16 protein-coding genes are annotated in these 15,070 nt (G+C 32.5%); 3 read left to right on the plus strand and 13 right to left on the minus strand.

The features are described 5' to 3' along the window. Window positions 1–18: 18 nt before the first annotated feature. The 7 genes from HALO113_RS02575 to HALO113_RS02605 form a co-directional block, all read right to left on the minus strand. The gene (locus HALO113_RS02575) at window positions 19–273 is read right to left on the minus strand and encodes a hypothetical protein (RefSeq protein ID WP_236554576.1); all 255 of its coding nucleotides are present in this window, start codon (window positions 271–273) and stop codon (window positions 19–21) included. Between the two features lie 260 nt (window positions 274–533). Then, window positions 534–1,322, minus strand: coding sequence for a PhzF family phenazine biosynthesis protein (locus tag HALO113_RS02580; RefSeq protein ID WP_159777537.1), 789 nt, complete (start codon window positions 1,320–1,322; stop codon window positions 534–536). A gap of 106 nt (window positions 1,323–1,428) precedes the next feature. Further along, window positions 1,429–1,827, minus strand: a complete 399-nt coding sequence (locus HALO113_RS02585) for a lysozyme inhibitor LprI family protein (protein WP_159777538.1) — start codon at window positions 1,825–1,827, stop codon at window positions 1,429–1,431. Window positions 1,828–2,025: 198 nt separating this feature from the next. Then, window positions 2,026–2,652, minus strand: coding sequence for a hypothetical protein (locus tag HALO113_RS02590; protein WP_159777539.1), 627 nt, complete (start codon window positions 2,650–2,652; stop codon window positions 2,026–2,028). Between the two features lie 221 nt (window positions 2,653–2,873). Next, window positions 2,874–3,434: a hypothetical protein gene (locus tag HALO113_RS02595; protein WP_159777540.1), complete on the minus strand. Its 561-nt coding sequence runs from the start codon at window positions 3,432–3,434 to the stop codon at window positions 2,874–2,876. Window positions 3,435–3,629: 195 nt separating this feature from the next. Beyond that, window positions 3,630–4,151 (minus strand): MepB family protein, encoded by a 522-nt coding sequence (locus tag HALO113_RS02600; RefSeq protein WP_236554578.1) that lies wholly within the window; start codon window positions 4,149–4,151, stop codon window positions 3,630–3,632. 230 nt (window positions 4,152–4,381) lie between these two features. After that, window positions 4,382–4,885 carry a GNAT family N-acetyltransferase gene (locus HALO113_RS02605; protein WP_159777542.1) on the minus strand — a complete coding sequence of 168 codons (504 nt, stop codon included), beginning with the start codon at window positions 4,883–4,885 and terminating at the stop codon, window positions 4,382–4,384. Between the two features lie 117 nt (window positions 4,886–5,002). Here HALO113_RS02605 and HALO113_RS02610 point away from each other — a divergent pair, with 117 nt between their 5' ends. Next, a complete protein-coding gene (locus HALO113_RS02610; RefSeq protein WP_159777543.1) occupies window positions 5,003–5,188 on the plus strand; it encodes a hypothetical protein in 186 nt (61 codons plus the stop codon). 392 nt (window positions 5,189–5,580) lie between these two features. Here the strand turns inward: HALO113_RS02610 and HALO113_RS02615 are convergent, their stop codons facing one another. The 3 genes from HALO113_RS02615 to HALO113_RS02625 all read right to left on the minus strand — a co-directional run bounded on the left by HALO113_RS02615 (window position 5,581) and on the right by HALO113_RS02625 (window position 8,629). Continuing rightward, the gene (locus HALO113_RS02615) at window positions 5,581–7,257 is read right to left on the minus strand and encodes a CocE/NonD family hydrolase (RefSeq protein WP_159777544.1); all 1,677 of its coding nucleotides are present in this window, start codon (window positions 7,255–7,257) and stop codon (window positions 5,581–5,583) included. A 188-nt stretch (window positions 7,258–7,445) separates the two neighbouring features. Further along, window positions 7,446–8,051, minus strand: a complete 606-nt coding sequence (locus HALO113_RS02620) for a hypothetical protein (RefSeq protein WP_159777545.1) — start codon at window positions 8,049–8,051, stop codon at window positions 7,446–7,448. 176 nt (window positions 8,052–8,227) lie between these two features. Continuing rightward, complete coding sequence (locus tag HALO113_RS02625) at window positions 8,228–8,629, minus strand: hypothetical protein (protein ID WP_159777546.1); 402 nt, start codon at window positions 8,627–8,629, stop codon at window positions 8,228–8,230. Between the two features lie 106 nt (window positions 8,630–8,735). On the opposite strand from HALO113_RS02625, the gene HALO113_RS02630 reads away from it, so the two are divergent. Next, the gene (locus HALO113_RS02630; protein WP_159777543.1) at window positions 8,736–8,921 is read left to right on the plus strand and encodes a hypothetical protein; all 186 of its coding nucleotides are present in this window, start codon (window positions 8,736–8,738) and stop codon (window positions 8,919–8,921) included. Between the two features lie 518 nt (window positions 8,922–9,439). After that, window positions 9,440–10,948, plus strand: a complete 1,509-nt coding sequence (locus tag HALO113_RS02635; RefSeq protein WP_159777547.1) for a sulfatase-like hydrolase/transferase — start codon at window positions 9,440–9,442, stop codon at window positions 10,946–10,948. A 94-nt stretch (window positions 10,949–11,042) separates the two neighbouring features. Here the strand turns inward: HALO113_RS02635 and HALO113_RS02640 are convergent, their stop codons facing one another. From HALO113_RS02640 to HALO113_RS02650, 3 genes are all read right to left on the minus strand, one after another. After that, complete coding sequence (locus tag HALO113_RS02640; protein ID WP_159777548.1) at window positions 11,043–11,912, minus strand: PD40 domain-containing protein; 870 nt, start codon at window positions 11,910–11,912, stop codon at window positions 11,043–11,045. Between the two features lie 359 nt (window positions 11,913–12,271). After that, window positions 12,272–13,690, minus strand: coding sequence for a di-heme oxidoredictase family protein (locus HALO113_RS02645; RefSeq protein ID WP_159777549.1), 1,419 nt, complete (start codon window positions 13,688–13,690; stop codon window positions 12,272–12,274). Window positions 13,691–13,727: 37 nt separating this feature from the next. Continuing rightward, on the minus strand, window positions 13,728–14,894 hold the full coding sequence (locus HALO113_RS02650; protein WP_159777550.1) for an imelysin family protein: 1,167 nt from the start codon (window positions 14,892–14,894) through the stop codon (window positions 13,728–13,730). Window positions 14,895–15,070: the final 176 nt, after the last annotated feature.

Genomic DNA, 15,070 nt, shown 5'->3' on the forward strand with positions numbered 1-15,070 from the left:
TTAAAAGTAGCATCCTATTTAACGTATAACATTCTTTCTTTTCCAATTGATAACTAGTGCATCTAATATTAATGTAACTAAAATAAATAAAAATAAAACTCCTGAACTAAATAAAACCGCTAATGAACCACCTCCTTTAAAATTTTCAGCATCATAAAATAGAAATCCATTTAAAGAAAGACTAATGATTAAGTAACTTATAAAACGAAATTTATTGCGCTTTGACTCACTTCCTATTTTATAAATAATATAGCAACAAAGTAATCCATACAAGATGTAGAGCAATACAAAGTCGTGATCAATCGGTAGCACGGTGAAAATAAATTAGTATTTTTATTAATATGTTTTATTCGCTTTCTTTTTCAAAGTTTATCATTTTAATAAAAAGAATTAGTCAATATAACGATTTGTTTCATAGCTATTTAATATAAATCGGAAAACGTTGTTTCAATAGCAAATATTTTATAAAGCTTAATCTTTTAAAATTATTTAGCCTATTTTTTTTTATAAAAAACTACATTTCGCTTTTAATTCTATTCTATCCAAAAGTTACCAATAGAATATGTTTTGGCTTGTCCACTAATAATAACTCGATCTTCTTTGTCTTCACAATACAACTTGCCTAATCGTTCTGAAACTTGTTTTGCATATAGTGCTTTCTTATTCAGTCTTTTTGACCAAAATGGGATTAAAGAACAATGTGCAGAGCCAGTTACTGGATCTTCTAAGAGGGATGCTTGAGGTGTAAAAAATCGGGAAACAAAATCGCAATTATCTCCTATTGCAGTAACAATAACGCCACCTGGATCGAGATTAACTTGATCAAATAATTGTTTATCTATCTTAATGTCTCGAATTTCTGTTTCGTTTTCATATACTAAAACATAATCTCTCGATTTTAGAATTTCTTTGGGTTGAATATTTAATGCTTTTGCAATTTGTGGAGGCAAAGTGTCTATAATTGGCATTCGTGATGGAAAGTCCATTTTATAGTATCCATTTTCGATTTTTACAGTTAAATCACCACTTAGCGTTTCAAATACAATTTGATTTTTTTTGCAATTAAGAATTGTTGCTAAACAGTGCGCAGTTGCAAGAGTTGCATGTCCACATAAATCCATCTCAATTTCAGGAGTGAACCATCGCAAATGTATTTTCTCACCTTTGTCTACAAAAAAAGCAGTTTCAGCTACTGCATTCTCTTTTGCTATTTTCAACAAAATTTCGTCAGACAACCATTGGTCTAATGGAACGACACAAGCTGGATTTCCACCAAAAATTGAATCTGTAAAAGCATCTATTTGATATAATTTATATTCCAAGATATGTATGCGTTTTATTTAATTTATATAAGCTGTAAGTAAGTTCATAAAATAATTCTAAATATAGTAAAAAACCAATATGTTAAAATTATCTTCAAGGATGTTTTCATTTAATTTTAATTGATCCAGAACACAAATCTCCTTCTTCAACACCTTTCAACCATTTTTTTAAAGTTTCCGTTCTTTCTTTAGTTAATTTAGTTAACTGAATGCTCCAACACATTGGAAATACACTTCCATAATTGAGCATTTTATCTTTTTTAGGAAAAATTGCGTTCATTTCAGCATCACGAAATTTAATCCAATAGTTTTGGGAAATTTTTAGATTGGCAATAAACTCAACATCATGTTTATATTCTTTCATTATTTTTAAATATACTTCATTAAGTTCTTTATCCGCCTGCAAATATTTTTGATTTTCTTCCTCATTCATTTCAGATTGTGTTTGTCCAAAACTTATAATTGAAAGTAGGAAGAATGCGATTGTTAAGACTATTTTTTTCATTAAAGATTATTAAATAATTAGCTTAGATACTTTTCAAATTTTATTTTTTGATCGATAGTAATATATGTTCTTTAGAGTATGTGCACTTCAACTAAAAAGAATCGCTTTAAAAGAGATTTTATAATATGTTTTTTTAATTGTTCTGGAAAAATAGTAATTGTGCAACAGGCACTCTTGTTAGTAGTTCGTATTTTTTATCTATCTTTTTTTACTTTTAGTTTGTTTTCCAGTCTTATTTTTTTCAATAATCCTATTTCTCCAAATTTTCTGTTTTTCAGAAAACTCTTCTATTGCGTTAGGTTCTAAAAACATAACCTTTTCAGCAAGTTCTTTATTTGAAACTCTTAAAACATTATTATAAGTTGAATGTTTTGTAAACTTTTCTGGAATTTCAAATTGAATCATATCAATTTTACATTTTAATTGATTTGAATAAAATATTTCGTTGTTAATTAAAAATTTGAATCTAATTTCAGTTTCAAATGTTCCGTTGTATTTTTCAGTATCTGTTTTTATAATTTTACCACTTTCAATTTTCTCAGAATAATAACTATTACCACACCAAGAATAACTCCAATATTCTATCGGTTTCCATTCTTCTTTTTTATTTTTAGCTTCTTGAATTAAGTACAAATGCCAATCTTGCTTGCTTAAAAGTAGTGAATCTTTTGTGTTGTTTTTCAAATAAATAGAAATAATAGTGTCATTTGTGATTTTAGCAATTATTTGAATTTTATTTTTAGAATTTTCACTTACATTAAACTCTGCTTTTAATTCTTCAGTTGCAATAAAATCAAAATCACTTTGATTTTTATTATAATCCATAGATTTATTTTGCCCAATAATGATAAAAGAAAAAAAATAAAATAATATGCTAATACTATATTTCATGATATTGTTCTACGTTTCTGTAATATGACACCTAACGTTTCGCAGCTTGGCGAGGTTGCGAGCTTAGGAACCGATTATTTTCTGTTAAAGATAAAAATTCTTGCGAAACGTAAATGTGAATTTACTACAAAATTCGCAATCTTGTCAAACGCCTGTTAGCTACTGGCTTTTTCAATTATTCTTTTTAACGTTTGAATTATCAAATCATCTTTTATGTTTTCAGTTTTTATTCTCTCAAAATAGTTGAAATAATTTGCAATTTCTGTTATATCCTTTATCGTAATTGATTTGCATTTATTTAAGAATTCGATATTGTCAAATAAAGCCAAGAAAATATCATTTCTATATCTATCGCGTTTTTCCCCAATAATTAATAACTTTTTAAGTAAATGAAATCTTTTCATTACTGTTGAATTAAATTCATTGTTTTCATTTTGCCCGCTTCCTTCTAAAATACTTTCGGTAAAAATCTCTAATTGGTTAGTTGTCCAATTTTCTAGTTCAGTTTCCAATTCTTTCCAATCTGTTTCCGAAAAATAGAATTCTAATATTCTTATTACATTATCATTTCCTCCACCAACTGTCCAAACATCACTATCAACGACTTCGTTTTTTAATATGAATGAATATAACTCAAGAATTGCTGAATTTTCACTTTCAGTTTTACAATTTTCTTTATAGTTCTGTTTAAATAAATCAAAGTCTTTTTTGAGCATTTTTTCTACGATTTTTTTGAAGCTTGTAGCTAACGGGCCGCGTATTGGCGATGGGCGGGATTTTTAGCACTGAACTTTAATCGAAGAACAGAAGTTGAACTTTGCACTTCCATTGATACGAAGCCATTCAGCCCGCCTATTACCAATACGATGTTAGCGGTTCGTTCTTTTGTTCCGTTACTCAATGTCGTCATATTATTTTTCTAAACTTAGTAAGTTTCTCGCTTTTTCTAAGTCAATTTCTCTGTCAAGCGAAATGTCTAAAAAATATTTTGACTGCCAAAGTTGTGTTTTCTGTGCTTGTTTATTTGTGGTCAAGTCCCAAGTTGGATAAACTCTAATTCCACGTTTCCCATCTCTAGTTTTGTCAGATAAAATTTTGTTCTCATGCAAAACTGTTTTTGAAAATATAAAAAGTCCAAGTTTTTCGTTTTGTCGTGTCGCAATTATATAAAATTCAAATTTGTCCGAAATGTCAAAAGGTTCGGTTATTCCTTTTTCGTTGCGTTTCCAAATAGTTACAAACTGTCCAATTTTTGTCGGTGTAATTTTTGCTTTCCGAAATTTTATGTTTTGTCCGTTAAGTAAAAAGTTGTGAGCAAAATATTCTTGACTTTCCGCTTCGGGTTCTACGTTTGTTAGTTCAAGTCCACAAATTTTGAAAACAGATTTGTCAATAAATTCAAGTTCGGAATGTAAAGTTTTGGAATTTGTCAAATCGTTGTCCGTTATGTTAATTTTAATTTTTTTGTCTGTATTTATTTTCGCAGTGTGTCGTTTTAGAATGACCGCTAACTTTACGTCGGCTTTATGATGTTGGGGACTAAAGATGCGAGATTTTTCGGTTAAACACAAACTATCCAAATACAAAACCATCTTTAAATTTAGCCTAAAACCCCAATCGCGCTAAATGTCTGTTAGCGGTTCGTTGTTTTTGTGTACAATTTTTATTTTAGTTTCAATGTCATTTGGTCTTCAGTAAAATATTTTCCTTTCCATTTTATTGCGTTGCTTTCGGAGCCAAATGTTACAAAGCCAAATTTTTCATAGAGCGTTTTTGCATTGTCGTTATTGGATATAACTGTCAAGTTGATTTGCTCAATGTCTGTGATGTGCTTTACCCTTTCTAGTAATGCTTGAATTAGTTTTTTTGCAATTCCTTGTCCCCGAAAGTGTTTAGAAACATACATTCTAAATAGAACACCCTTATGTCTTAATTTTTCTCGGTCGCCACCGTCACGAGCAAAACTTACTATGCCTGCTAATTGATTGTCTGAATAAGCTCCAAGGGTAAAACTATCAACTTTGTCTTTGGTCGGAAAAGGTGCATTTAAGTCATCATTAGGTGTTATTCTAAAATTCTCTTCGTCATTAACAAGTCCAAAAGTTAAAAACGTTTTATATTGTTTGATTTGGTCAGACTTGATTTCGATAATTTCTATATCATTCATTTTGTTTGTTATTTGTTGAGTGTCGTTTTACAATGACCGCTAACGTTAAGCCAGCTAAAAGAAGTGCCTTCGTTCAGTGGCTTTTCAAATATAAAATAATTTTTATAAAATTAACCAATGTCAATAGAAAAGCACCAAGGCATTTCTTTTAGCTGGCAGTTGTGTGCAGTTACTGTTTCTGGCTTGGTTGCTGAAATCAGTAACGTAGTTGGCTCGATTCCTCCTTTAAAATATTTTTTAGCATTCTCTACTTCAATGAACCTTGTTTTATGGTGCTTAGCTTTGCTAGGCGATCGTCAATAAAAGGTAGCCGATGAAGGTTTAGTGCAATACTTCTTAAGTCAGAAATTTGACTTTGTCATTTCTTTCTTATAACTTAGCCAAGTCTTTTACGTTGTCAAACGTATTGAAAGTAAACTTTCTACGGTTTTTATCGAACGACTTGAGCCAAGAAAATACTACTCTTTTCTGAACTATTTTTCCACTAAAATTCATCGGATTCATTGCGCAAAAATACTTCCGGAATCAACAGCCAATTGCATACCAACGTTTTGCAGCTTGGCGAAGTGGCGGACTTTGAAGCACTTACTTTCAATTTAGCACTAAACTTCATTTGAAAACCAAATGTTCAATTTAGCACTCAACCCGCCATTTTGCCAAACTGCTGTTAGTGGCTGGCATTCTTGTCTAACTGATTACTCTTTCCATATTGGGATTTTAATAAAACTGTCATTGTGCCATTTAATTTGCAATGGTTCTCCAGCATCTTTTATTGTTTCGTCAGATACAGGTTTTCCTGAACCATAATTGATTATTTCAAAAGGATGCTTGTTGATGTTGAGCAAGATAACAAGTCTGCTTCCTTTGTTAATCTTCTTACTTACAAAACGAGTATTGTTAAAGGAAATATTTTCTCTTTTGTTAGGTTTTAAAAGTTGTCGTTTAGTATTGTCTTTTGCAAAACTTGCTCTACCTACATATCTTGTAAGAAAAAAATATTTACCATCTGCCATTAGTTCATAAAGAGCTAATGAAACATCCAAATCTTTTTTATTGATTGTTGTCCAAAGATTACCAGAAAATGAGCCATTGATATTGAAATCTTTTTGAAAAGGTTCTGTCGTAAAAACCAACCCATTGCTTGCATCAAGTGTGTCAAAAATAATTTCAGGTGTGTAATATGTGTTTTCGACTTCCCTGTTTTTAAAGTCTATTGTTTGTTTTTGAAATTCTTTTTTCTTTGGTTTAGATGATTTTAGACTTGCTTTATCGAGATAGAAAGTCAAAGTATCGTTGTTGATTTTTTCAAGTGTTGAGCTATGTTTCCATTCGTTTGTTCCCATTACTTGATAATTAAATTTATTTTTCAGCAATTCAGGCTTCGGCTTACCTTTTAGTATATAGTCAAGCCAATCGTAAGCCAAAGTCATCATACTAATATTAGCTATACTGTCAATTTCATAACCCATTAATTTTTTAGCAGGCTTGCGTTGCCCGCCCCAATGGTCATAAGGACCTATTACAAAATAATGATTTGCGTTTTTATTATACTTAGTATGTAGTTTGAAATATTGAATGGCACCAATTTGAGAACCATCATAATAGCCTGTGGTTGATAAAACTGGGATATTAATTTTAGTATATTCGACAGGTGTTGGAACCATTGATTGCCAATAACTATCATAAGCAGGATGAGCAAGCCATTTTTGAAATATAGGGTTCGGTTGCCCACCCAGACTGTCTAAACTTCGAAAGGAATTTCCATTTTCAAACCACTCAAATACTAATTCTCTTTTATAAGGTTTGTTTTTGTAAATATTGTCATTTGCCCAAGGTAAAATACCTCCAAAAGGCACATTATTTTCCATTGGTGCATCATATCCAGGCATAACAGCCACTTGCGGAACAATAGTTTTTAATGCTGGATGGACGTTTTTAGCAGTTGCCCATTGAGAGAAACCTGTATAACTACCGCCAAACATTCCAATACTTCCATTACACCAACTTTGTTTACTTATCCATTCAATAATATCATAAATATCAGTCCCTTCGTGTTCATAGGGTGCATAGTGTTTTAAATCTGTCCTTATTCCTCTTGCATAAGCCACAATTCCAACATAATCCTTGTCGGCAGACCTTTTGCCAAATATCGCATCGCCTGAACCTTGATTATATGTAGTATAAAATAGGATTGCTGGTAATGGGTTTTTGTTTGCCTTTTTACGAACAATTATTGCAGAAATATTAATTCCACTTTTTGTTGGAATTAATACACTGTCTTGAATTGTATAGATACTGTCGTTTGATGTTGCTTGTTGAGCAAATACTGTTGTGTAAATTGTCAGAATAAAAACTGTCAGTAAAAATCTCATAATTTATTATTGTTTGTCATTTGTTGTGTCGGTTCGGTACGCTTGCCACTAACGTTTTGCAGCTACCCGAAGGGCGGGACTTTTACTACAAAACTTGATTTGAAATTCCAATGTATGATTAACTACAGAACTGTCCTTGGAACACGAAACCCCGCCTTTTGGGTAGGTGCTGTTATGTGCAGTAAACTTTACCATATTTTCCACCAAGGTTTTATTTGTCCGTCACTTTTCATTCCTTCTTGGTTCTTTGATTCGTTTTTAGCTACTAAATTGAATTCAGGTGGATTCGTTTTTGTTCCTTCGATATAATGGTAAATCGCAATTCCAAATCCTTCTTCGGGAGTAATGTTACCACTTTGTTGTATTATAAATGCTGTCGCAATTGCTGAAGATTGTGCCATTTGTTCGTAATTCAATTCCCTTTTTTTCATTATGTCTAAGGCAGGTCCTTGCACTTTACTAATTACGTTTACAAAATTACTTTCTGCATGTTTTTGATTTCCGTTAGACATTTTATTATTGTCAATTTGGATTCCAAAATTATTCAGTACTGCATGAGTAATATTTACCAATTGTGGTCCTTTCATGTTTGCTTCTTCAGAAAGCATTACAGTTCCAGGTTTTGCATCATTTATCTTAAAGTCAAATGACCTAAATAAAAAGCTTCCAGCTAGTCTTGCAGTACTGGAAATTGCTTCGGTTGTATCTATTTCCCTTGACCCCTTTCCGATAACATTAACTACCATTTCTACAATGTCGTTAACTGCGTCATTTTGATTCTTTGATATTTCCATTTTCTTGTTTCGTTTTTATTGCACATAACGTTCCAGCGCTTGGCGAGGTTGCGAGCTTCGGAACCGATTATTTTCTGTTAAAGATAAAATTTCTTGCGAGAAATAAACGTGAATTTACTACAAAATTCGCAATCTTGCCAAACGCCTGTTATAAGTAGGCCAAATATTGATTAATTTCAATTTTCAATATCATTTTCGGTTATCCCTTTCAAGATATCCATATTTTGGTTGTCTTCAATTTTGAATGAAGCAAATATATTTGTTGTTCCCTTTTGGACTTTTATACTTCCACAATTTTTGCATTGATATATTGTGCTTTCATATTTCAACTTGTATCGGCTAATTATGTCTTGAATTACAATTGAGTTTGAGAGGTTTTTATACACTTCAGAACCAAAATATTTTTCAGTCCATTTATCACGGCTGTCATTTTTCACAGCATTAATAAACGATTCAATATCTTCAGCGTAATTTTCAGACTTTTCGTAATCTTGGTCTCTAACAAAATAAGCCTTATTGTCTAAATTATTACTTTGGTCGACAATAGTATTTCCGCATATGCATCCTAATTTACTCATTTTTTTACGGTTTTTAAATGGCTTACTTATAACGTTAAGCCAGCTAAAAGAAGTGCCTTCGTTCAGTGGCTTTTCAAATATAAAATAATTTTTATAAAATTAACCAATGTCAATAGAAAAGCACCAAGGCATTTCTTTTAGCTGGCAGTTGTGTGCAGTTACTGTTTCTGGCTTGGTTGCTGAAATCAGTAACGTAGTTGGCTCGATTCCTCCTTTAAAATATTTTTTAGCATTCTCTACTTCAATGAACCTTGTTTTATGGTGCTTAGCTTTGCTAGGCGATCGTCAATAAAAGGTAGCCGATGAAGGTTTAGTGCAATACTTCTTAAGTCAGAAATTTGACTTTGTCATTTCTTTCTTATAACTTAGCCAAGTCTTTTACGTTGTCAAACGTATTGAAAGTAAACTTTCTACGGTTTTTATCGAACGACTTGAGCCAAGAAAATACTACTCTTTTCTGAACTATTTTTCCACTAAAATTCATCGGATTCATTGCGCAAAAATACTTCCGGAATCAACAGCCAATTGCATACCAACTTGTTTATATGTCTGACTTCGTCAGACCTACACAACAACCATTTGTTAGATAGGCGTGATAAAGTCAGACTTTTTTTTGATAATCAAAAATAACAATTATAGGTTACAAATCATCAAATGATCTCTTTATAAAGACAAAATCTCAATTTCTTAAGTATTTCATAAACTACCTAATCTTTAAAACAGGTAATTCTACGCTAATTTAAACACGCTTTTTTAATGACATTAGCGCTACCAAATTTCTTTTCAACAAACATTTAATAACAAAGTCTGATGAATTTTAAACAAAAACTACAAGAAATTACTGAAAAACCAGATTTGATTCTTATCATTACTGATGAACAAAGAGCTACACAACATTTTCCACCTGGTTGGGAAAAAGAAAATTTAAAAACGCTTACTTTCTTAAAGGAAAATGGGTTTAGTTTTGATCGTGCATTTTGTAACACGTGCATGTGTTCGCCCAGTCGCACGACTTTGTTCACAGGGATTTATCCTGCTAAACATGGTGTAACACAAACGCTTACCGAAGGTGGATTGCTTTCTCCTCAAGAACCTACTTTAGACACTTCTTTGCCTAATTTAATGAATACGTTTTGGGCTGATGGCTATGATGTGCAGTATCGAGGTAAATGGCACATGAGCAAAGGTGTGGCACCTAATGGTACCAAAACAAATTATGAAAATTTAACTGCTGCCGATATTTCGTTATATGGGGCTATGGGTTGGATTGCTCCAGATGCAGGTGAAGATGTGAATCCATTGAATTTTGGTGGTGGTTATGCGAATCATGATGCGCGCTATACAGCAGAAGCGATTCAATATTTACAAGAAGTAAAGGAAAGACGTAAAAAAGGAGATCACAAACCTTATTTATTAATTCTTTCTTTGGTCAATCCGCATGATGTATTAGCTTATCCTAAAACAGCTGGAACTTCTGGTTATCATCCGGATAGTTGGACAGGAAGAGCCATTTCACTTCCAGATACGGTAGATGAAAACTTATTGCTGAACAAAAAGCCCATGGTTCAAGAACAAATCAAGCTAAACATGGCAGTGAGTTTGGGTGAAATTAATTCGGTAGAGGACAAATTGAATTATGTGAATTTCTACGCGTCACTTTTAACGGAAGTAGATGCGGAAGTAGGTCGTTTTGTAGATGAATTGTATAAAAAAGATGAAAACGGTAAGCGTTTAGCAGATTCCGCTTTAGTGACTTTTACTTCTGATCATGGTGAAATGGGCTTGGCACATGGTGGTTTACGTCAGAAAACATTTGTCACTTATGAAGAAGCCTTGCGTATTCCTTTAGTCATTTCTAATCCGATTTTGTTTGAAGGTGTCGAAAAGAAAAACTCGATGAGTTTGGCTACACTGGTCGATATTATGCCAACCTTTCTAGAAATGGCCAATGTTTCTAATGCACCTACAGGCTTAGCTGGAACCAGTTTATTACCTATTATTGAAGAAGATAAAGCGGTTCAAGAGAGTATTTTATTTACCTATGATGATATTAAAGCGGGTTCGAATAGTAATTGGAACATTGTAAAAGCTGCCAATCGCATCCGTTGCATTCGTACTGAAAAATGGAAATATGCCTATTATTTTGATGCATTTGGTGCCTATTACCAACAATATGAATTGTATGATTTGGAAAACGATCCATCCGAATATACCAATTTAGCTTATGATCCGGATTATGCTGGAATTAGACAAGAATTAGCTGTGCAATTGCATCATTTAGAAATTGAAAAATTAAGAGTGCATCTACCTAGCTATTAACCAAAAATATAAGGGTTTAAGTATTCGTTGAAGCTGTTAAAAATACGAGATTACGCCATAATAATACCTCTCGTATTTTGACAGCTTTATTTTGTTATCTATAAAAATCTATATCAAAAGGTACATAAAAAATATTTTCTTTAAAACGCTCTTCTACTTTTTCTTGTCTCGTAAAATACAATCTTTTTTCTTTTTCCTGTACGAATGGACAAAACTCGGCAACAGCAGAATTAATGGGTAAACCTAAGTTTTTTGGTGTGGTCCATGTCTTATTTTTATAAAACGAAATGTACAAATCTACTTCACCATAACCTTCTGAAGTTGATGAAAAGTAGATTATATAATCGCCTTTAGGAGAAATATACGGATTGGATTCTCGATCATTCGTATTAATAGGTGTACCTATATTTATTGGTTTTTGGTATTTTCCATTTTTCTTTACCGAATAATAAATATCGGACTGTCCCACTTTATTTTCATTTTCTTTCATAAAATAAATCGTCCCTTTGTGAGTCATGGAAGCATAGGATTCTGAAGTTGTTGTGTTTACAATCGTATCTAAAGGATAAGGTTCTCCCCAACCTTCTTTGGTTACTGAAACCATCCAAATGTCAAAATCTTTGCGATTAGCATCTCTATGGGTATTTCTGTTCGATTGAAAAAGAACGGTTTTTCCATCAGGGCTAAAAACAGGATCAATATCTTTCCAATTCCCGTTTGCTGATGAAAAAGAAGCTATTTTAGGTTGTGACCATTTCCCTTCCGCCTTTCTTGATTCCATGATTTGTAAGGTATCTCTTTTTCCATTGGAACGCACCCATAAAGCAGTTTTACTATCGGGTGAAAGGGTTAACCCAAAAACACCATCATTAGAAATCAATTCTGGTTCGAAAAGTAACGGTTCAGTTTGCGCAAATGCAATTGAATTGAGGAATAATGCGAAAGATACTACTACTGATTTCATGTTGTTATTAGAATTAATGGTTTTAAAATGAGAGGCATTCGTAAAGAAAACTACAGAATACTTTCTTTCAAAAGTAAATAAAACCCAAAAAATAAAAATCAGAATTATCAGAAGTTTAACAGATAAAAAAACTACAAACCCAGATATAGCAAAGGAAGAAGCTAAAATTTTACGTCTTTAGGGTAAAATTTTACGTCCACCTACCTAAAATTTTAAGTCTTTGGGATAAAATTTTAAGTTTACCTACATAAAATTTTAGATTCTTTTGTTAAAATTTTAGGTTATGGAACGTAAAAAGCCGTAGTAGAACTAACAAAAACTACTACGACTTTTTATAACTGTTCACAAACAGTATTTTTTTATAAAGAATTAATAAAGTCGATTACTTTTTGGCGATCGGCTTGATTTAAATTTTTAAAATTACTTTTAGCAGTAGCCGCTTCTCCTCCATGCCATAAAATCGCTTCTTCCACATTTCTTGCTCTACCATCGTGTAATAAATAAGTATGGTTATTAACAGTAGGTATCAAACCAATTCCCCATAAAGGTGGTGTTCTCCATTCGTTACCATTGGCTAAATAATCAGGAGCGTTATCTGCTAATTCGGTTCCCATATCGTGTAATAATAAATCGGTATAAGGACGAATGACTTGATTTCTAAACGCTTCAATATAATAAGTGCTACTGGTTGTCATTTTAGGTATATGACATTTAGCACAATCGAGACGATTAAAAATTTCTTTTCCTTGCAAGATTTGTTGGGTTTGATAATTACGTCTCGCTGGTACGGACAATGAACTCGAATACAAAACTACTTTTTGGAGTGTTTCATCTGATATTTCAGGAGTTCCTCCATTTGGAATTGTAGAACCATTGAATCCTGTAGGAATATTTTCGTTTGGAAATAAGGAAGAAGTGATCCCAATATCCCCAGAAAATGCACCTGCTACCTGTTGTTTAACGTTTGGTTGATTGGCTTTCCAACCAAATCTTCCCATCTGAGTTGTTTGTGTAACTACATCATACACATAATTGGCTTTCCCAGAAATACCATCCCCATTGGCATCTGATATATCTTGATAACCCAACAAAGTGGTTTCAGGTATTGCTTCAAGTAATCCCATTCCCACCATTTGATTGGCAATTCTAGGAGAAATACTAACCGAACCTGATAAGGTTCCATAATTCAAATTAATTATAGAATAGACTGGTTTTCTTAATTCTACTTGTGTACCATCTGGATACGTTTCATTAAAATATTGATACGTAATCGTATATTCACCTTCTTTATCCTGACCTAGAATAGCTACATCTTGCAATTGATTCCCATAAGTTGTTTCAGGTAAATAGCCACCATGCGCATCAGTTTGTGGTAAATTTAAACGCAATAATAAACCTGTCCCCAATTCCCCGTTAAACATGGGAGGTCTTCCTCTTCCATCTTTAAAATGACAACTCGAACAAGAAACCGCATTGTAAAAAGGTCCTAAACCATCACGTGCTGTTGTACTTGCGGGTGCAGCTACCCAACTTTGTCTAAAAAAAGAGTTTCCAATACCAAAATCAGATTGTTGTTCTGCTGATAAATGAGTAGAAAAGAATCCGAAAGCTTCTTCAGACGTATTAAAAGAAGTTCCATTTTTACCACCAGAATATTGCTCATCTTCCTCAGGGATGAGTTGGTATTCTTCACTATCTTGGTCCGAGGAACAGGATATAAGAAGAAACAAATTAGTAAAAAACAATAAATAAACTTTTAGGGTTAGGTGTTTATTCATTAGTATCAAATTTATCTTATATAGTAATTAAAACGAATTAATCTATGGTTATGCCTAAACTTTGCGCAGCTACTTTTAAATTAGATCCCATTAATTGCATCGCATCTACTGCAGCTTTCACTTTTGCACCTTCCGTAGAGGTAGGACCATCTTGAATAGCCATATCAAAAGGAATTAAGGTCGCGTTGGTTTTTTGTTTAGCATCTGTAATCGCTTCGTTCACTTCGTTTGCTAAATTGAAATTACTTTCTCTTACCAAGTTTTCTAAAGACACCCCAGAAATAGTTCCATAATCACCTTGGTACACGTTTATAACACCTTGTAAATTTTGACGAATGTCTCTGTGCGTATTATCACTAAAACAAGAGTGTTCGTCTTCTTGATCTTGATTGTACAAAGCAACATTCACTCTCTCAACTGCTAATTCTGAATACACTAAAACAATAGCACCAGTAAACATTTTTTTTAGTGCTTCGTTCTCATCTAAATTTAAAAAATAGTTTCTATAGGTTCCGTTTGGTTTCCATTGGTCTACCAAATAAGATAAATGATCGGTAAGCAAATCGGCACAGATATTTAAATAGGTTCTTCTTCTATCTTGATTAGATGCTGTTCCTCCAGTAACAAAATCGGTATAAGGTCTTTGTCCAGGTAAATTAGCGGAAGGAGCTGTCAAATCTTGTCCCCATAAAAGAAATTCGATAGCATGATACCCCACACTAATATTTTTTTCACCACCTTCTTCATTTAAACTTTCCAATAAGGCTTTAGAAAGTGTAGGATAAGTTGCTGTATTGTTTATAATTCCAGATGTAGATGCTCCATCCACATAATCAATAAAATTTTCGTCTAAAGGCCAAGCATTCAGCAATGATTCTGGACCGTTTGCGTCATCGATAGGTCCATCAATAAAACGAAAAGCTTCCGTGGTACCGTAACTTTCTCTAGCAGTTTGCCAAGCCATTTTTGCTTGATTGAATAAGGTTTGAGAAGGAGCTGTTGTAAAATTCGTAATTGCAGTTTCTAAAGCTACTGCATCGTTATAAGCTTGTACATAGTTTGCATGAACAATTTCTGCATAATTTTTAATTACTTCCTCTTTAGAAATCCTTTGAATGCTTTCGTCATCATTTTGACAGGAATTAAAAGCTAAAGCAATAGTAGTTAGTAACAATAATGGCTTAAAAAAACGAACTTTCCTCATGGGTTTAAATATTTAATAGTAAGCTAAAAGCAATTCATTTTTAAAAAAGTGTCCTAATTATAAAAAGAAAATTGTTTTTACTTAAAGTAATTAATAATGGATGCAAAATTATTATTATTTAGATTTAATACAAATAAAAATGAAGTTATTTTTTACTTTTTGTTTTTAATTGTTTA

This window comes from Flavobacterium sp. 9AF, assembly GCF_902506265.1.
GTDB lineage: Bacteria > Bacteroidota > Bacteroidia > Flavobacteriales > Flavobacteriaceae > Flavobacterium.

What these genes read in the sequence shown, in the direction of transcription:
- HALO113_RS02615 (WP_159777544.1), bottom strand. Translation starts at nt 7,257, where the DNA reads ATGAGATTTTTACTGACAGTTTTTATTCTGACAATTTACACAACAGTA.
- HALO113_RS02640 (WP_159777548.1), bottom strand. Translation starts at nt 11,912, where the DNA reads ATGAAATCAGTAGTAGTATCTTTCGCATTATTCCTCAATTCAATTGCA.
- HALO113_RS02650 (WP_159777550.1), bottom strand. Translation starts at nt 14,894, where the DNA reads ATGAGGAAAGTTCGTTTTTTTAAGCCATTATTGTTACTAACTACTATT.
- HALO113_RS02620 (WP_159777545.1), bottom strand. Translation starts at nt 8,051, where the DNA reads ATGGAAATATCAAAGAATCAAAATGACGCAGTTAACGACATTGTAGAA.
- HALO113_RS02610 (WP_159777543.1), top strand. Translation starts at nt 5,003, where the DNA reads ATGTCAATAGAAAAGCACCAAGGCATTTCTTTTAGCTGGCAGTTGTGT.
- HALO113_RS02590 (WP_159777539.1), bottom strand. Translation starts at nt 2,652, where the DNA reads ATGGATTATAATAAAAATCAAAGTGATTTTGATTTTATTGCAACTGAA.
- HALO113_RS02625 (WP_159777546.1), bottom strand. Translation starts at nt 8,629, where the DNA reads ATGAGTAAATTAGGATGCATATGCGGAAATACTATTGTCGACCAAAGT.
- HALO113_RS02595 (WP_159777540.1), bottom strand. Translation starts at nt 3,434, where the DNA reads ATGCTCAAAAAAGACTTTGATTTATTTAAACAGAACTATAAAGAAAAT.
- HALO113_RS02635 (WP_159777547.1), top strand. Translation starts at nt 9,440, where the DNA reads ATGAATTTTAAACAAAAACTACAAGAAATTACTGAAAAACCAGATTTG.
- HALO113_RS02585 (WP_159777538.1), bottom strand. Translation starts at nt 1,827, where the DNA reads ATGAAAAAAATAGTCTTAACAATCGCATTCTTCCTACTTTCAATTATA.
- HALO113_RS02605 (WP_159777542.1), bottom strand. Translation starts at nt 4,885, where the DNA reads ATGAATGATATAGAAATTATCGAAATCAAGTCTGACCAAATCAAACAA.
- HALO113_RS02645 (WP_159777549.1), bottom strand. Translation starts at nt 13,690, where the DNA reads ATGAATAAACACCTAACCCTAAAAGTTTATTTATTGTTTTTTACTAAT.
- HALO113_RS02630 (WP_159777543.1), top strand. Translation starts at nt 8,736, where the DNA reads ATGTCAATAGAAAAGCACCAAGGCATTTCTTTTAGCTGGCAGTTGTGT.